Genomic DNA, 3666 nt, shown 5'->3' with positions numbered 1-3666 from the left:
CCCCCGGTATGCAGCCTCCGGCCACCCCTGTTGGGCAGCCTCCGGCGGCTCCCGGTGCGCAGCCTCCGCCCGGCCCCGGTATGCCGCCGCCCGCCGCTCCCATGGGGCAGCCCGGCGCTCCGGCCGGGCCGCCGCCGGCGTACGGCTATCCGCAGGCGCCGCCGACCGGTCAGCCGACGGTCGGCCCCGGCTACATGGCCGTGCTGCGTTACCGCGCGTCCGACGGCTCCGAGCAGCAGATCATCCGGCGTTCGGCGCCCGGTACGCCGCATCCGGAGTGGCAGATCCTGCACGAACTGCGCGGGCTCAACGTGCCGCCGGAGCAGGTGCTGGAGCTCCACACCGAGCTGGAGTCCTGTGATCTGCCGGGCGGTTACTGCGCCCGAATGATCCGGGAGACCTGGCCGCAGGTGCGGATCAGCCACACCGCCGCGTACGGCCACGACCACGCCTCGCGGCAGCAGGGCGTACGGCACCTGGTGGAGCATCAGGGCGAGCTGCACCAGGTGGCGGACGGGCCCGCCCGTCCGGCGCCGGTGCGGGTGCCGCTGCCGCACCCGTCGCAGATCCAGCTCGTGCCGCCGGTCCCGCCGCAGACGATCGGGCAGGAGCTTGAGCAGGCGTTCGGTCCGCAGGGAGTGTTCCGCTTCGATCAGCGCGCGGTCTCCCGGCAGGGCGTGCCCGACGTGGTGGGGCAGACCCTGGTCTGGGCCGGTGTACCGGTCGATTTCGGCCCGTTCTTCTGGGGGCAGGCGCAGCCGGGCCGTCCGGTGCCCACGCTGGCGGAGCTGGCCCAGGAGCGGGGCGTGCAGCCGGCTCCCGACGCGGGCTCGTACCTGGTCATGGGCTCGGACTTCGGCCGTCAGCTGTGCGTGCAGTACGGCACGGCGCACATCGTTGCGGTGCCGCTGGAGGCCGGTCCCGGTGGGCAGGCGGCGACGCCGCAGTTCGTGAACACCGGGCTGCCGGAGTTCGTGCGCTGCATGGCGATGCTGGGCCGGATGTGGCGGCTGCGGTACGGGCTGAACCCGGAGCAGGCGGGCCGCTGGACCACCGACTTCCAGGTGCAGCTGGCGGCGCTGGACCCGGCGGCGCTCAGTTCGCCGGAGACCTGGTGGTCGGTCCTGCTGGAGCAGATGTGGGACGGCCTGCTCTAGCCGTGGGGCGGCGGCGCTGAGCGCGGTGTCGCCCGTACGGCTGTGACGGTGTGTCATACGTGGCGCTCGACCTGCGAGGCGGGTCGGGCGCCACGATCATGCCGGTATGGCCCCACCGTCCTCGCCGTCCCCACCGTCGCCGCCGCAGCCGAGTTCGACGGCGCTGTACCGCGCGGGGCCCGGGCGGGGCCGTCGCGGGTGGTCCTGGCCGCGGCGGATCGCGCTGCTGGTGACCGTGCTGGTGCTGCTGGCCGTGGCGCTGGCAATCGCGCTGTTCTTCTGGGCGGGCGGTCAGCTGCGCCAGATGGACGCATTGAGCGGCTATCAGGGCCGGCCGGCCGCGGGCAAGGGCACGAACTGGCTCCTGGTGGGCTCCGACAGTCGGCGCGATCTGACCCCTCGCCAGCAGCAGGAGCTGCATGTGGGCCATGACGCGGTGCGCAACACCGATACGGTGATGCTGCTGCACTACGGGGACAGCGGCCCGTATCTGGTGAGCCTGCCGCGGGACAGTTATGTCGCGGTGCCGGGACACGGCAAGAACAAGATCAATGCGGCGTACGGGCTGGGCGGCGCGAAGCTGCTCTCGCGCACCGTCGAACAGGCGACGGGCCTGCGCGTGGACCACTACGCCGAGGTCGACTTCCTCGGCCTGGTACGGGTGGTGGACGCGCTGGGCGGGGTACGGCTGTGCCTGGACGCGCCGCTGAAGGACGAGAAGTCCGGCGCAGATTTCCCGGCGGGCTGCTCGCACATGAACGGCACGCAGGCGCTGGCCTACGTACGCGCCCGCTACAGCGACCCGAAGGGCGATCTGGGGCGGGTGCAGCGTCAGCGGGAGCTGATCAGCGCGGTGTCGAAGAAGATGCTCGGCCCCGGGACGCTGCTGAACCCGTTCCGGACGGTGCCGGCGCTGGACGCCTCGCTGGCGGCGGTGCGCGTGGACGGCCGGACCGGCGTGGTGGACCTGACGCAGATGGGACTGTCGATGAAGCAGGTGGCGAAGGGCTCGGGGACGGCCACGACAGTGCCGGTCAACGGCCCGGGGACGGTGGTCGCCGGCGCGGGGGACGTGCTCGTGTGGGACGCGGAGCGGGCGCGGCGATTGTTCCGCGCCCTGCGCACCGACGAGCCGATTCCGACTTCTGCGGAAAAGTAACGCATCCTTGGGCAGTGATAGGTGCGGAGTGTCGCGTTATGGGCGCTTCGGAACAATCAACAAAGATGTGCGCCGGACCACGTCACTGTCGGAGAGGGGCTTTGAGGGATGAGTGCATCGGTGTCGCCTCACGGATTCGAGGTCGTACGAGGGCGTGGTTACCGTCCGGCGGACGTGGACCGCAGAGTCGAAGGGCTCTCCCTGGACCGCGACTCCTGCTGGGAACGGGCGGCCCGGCTCACCGTGCTGGCCAACGAGATGACCGCGGAGCTGGAACGGCTGCGCGAGTACCTCGCCCATATGCCGCCCCAGACGTACGAATCCCTGGGCGAGCAGGCCCGCCTGATCCTGACCACGGTGGAGTCCGAGGCGGAGCGGCTGCGCACCGAAGCGGCGGCGGACGCCGAGCGGCTGCGGGAGGAAGCGGCGGACTACGGGCGGGAGCAGGGTGACGCCGCCGACGCGTACGCGCTGAGACTCTGCCAGGAGGCCGAGGATGCCGCGGTACGCGCCGAGGAGGCGGCGGAGGCCGAGGCGCGGACGATGGTCGAGGAGGCCGCCAGAGCCGCCGAGGAGGCGCGCCGGGACGCGGAGGAGGGGCTCCGCGAGATGCGCCGGCGCACCGCGGAGGTCCTGGAGGACCAGGAGAAGAGCCTGGCCGAGCGATGGGCGGCGGCGGAGCAGGAACTGGCCGACCAGGAACTGGCCATAGAGCAGCGGATCGCGGACATGGAGGAGCGCGGCGAGGCGCGCATCGTGGAGGTGCAGCGCCACTACGCCAGGATGGAGGAGTCCGCGCGGCACATCGATGAGGAGGCCGCGGCCCGCGCCGCCGAACTGATCGCGGAGGGCGAGGCGGAGGCGGCCCGCGTCGAGCGCGCCACGGAACGCGTCCTGCGCGAGCACGAGGAGCGCCGCGAGGAGCTGCGCTCGCACATGGCACACGTACGCAGCAGCCTGGCCACCCTCATGGGCAAGGACCCGGACACGGCGGAGCAGGAGCACGAGCAGGGCTACGAGCAGGGGTACGAACGGGAGCCTGACGCCGGGCACGTGTACGACGTGGCGGCGGATGGCGGGGAGGGCGTACGGGAGCACACCGAGGCGCCGTACGAAGAGCAGCGGGACGCGTCGCACGAAGAGCCTCCGGGCGCTGGGCACGAAGGGGCCGCGGACGCTGCGTACGAAGGCGGCGCGGACGCTGCGTATGAAGGCGCCGCGAACGCCGGGCATGAAGGCGGCGCGGACGCTGGGCATGAAGGCGGCGCGGACGCTGCGTACGAAGAGGCACTCGCCCCCGAAGCCGCGCCCGTCCCCGAAGCCGTGCCCGTCCCCGAAGCGGTGCCCGCC

Annotated in this window: 3 protein-coding genes; all 3 read left to right on the top strand. The window is 72.5% G+C overall.

Features of this window, described 5'->3' with window-relative positions; translation table 11 throughout:
* Positions 1–1157, top strand: a 1157-nt coding sequence (locus CCS38_RS03220; protein ID WP_223731650.1) for an SUKH-4 family immunity protein, incomplete at its 5' end; no start/stop codon positions are given.
* Positions 1158–1380: 223 nt separating this feature from the next.
* Complete coding sequence (locus CCS38_RS03215) at positions 1381–2316, top strand: LCP family protein (protein ID WP_223731651.1); 936 nt, start codon at positions 1381–1383, stop codon at positions 2314–2316.
* A 174-nt stretch (positions 2317–2490) separates the two neighbouring features.
* A partial coding sequence (locus tag CCS38_RS03210; protein WP_223731649.1) for a hypothetical protein occupies positions 2491–3666 on the top strand: 1176 nt, incomplete at its 3' end.

It is taken from the genome of Streptomyces purpurogeneiscleroticus (genome assembly GCF_020024005.1).
Classification (GTDB): domain Bacteria; phylum Actinomycetota; class Actinomycetes; order Streptomycetales; family Streptomycetaceae; genus Streptomyces; species Streptomyces purpurogeneiscleroticus.
This window is presented reverse-complemented; position numbering and strand designations above follow the sequence as displayed.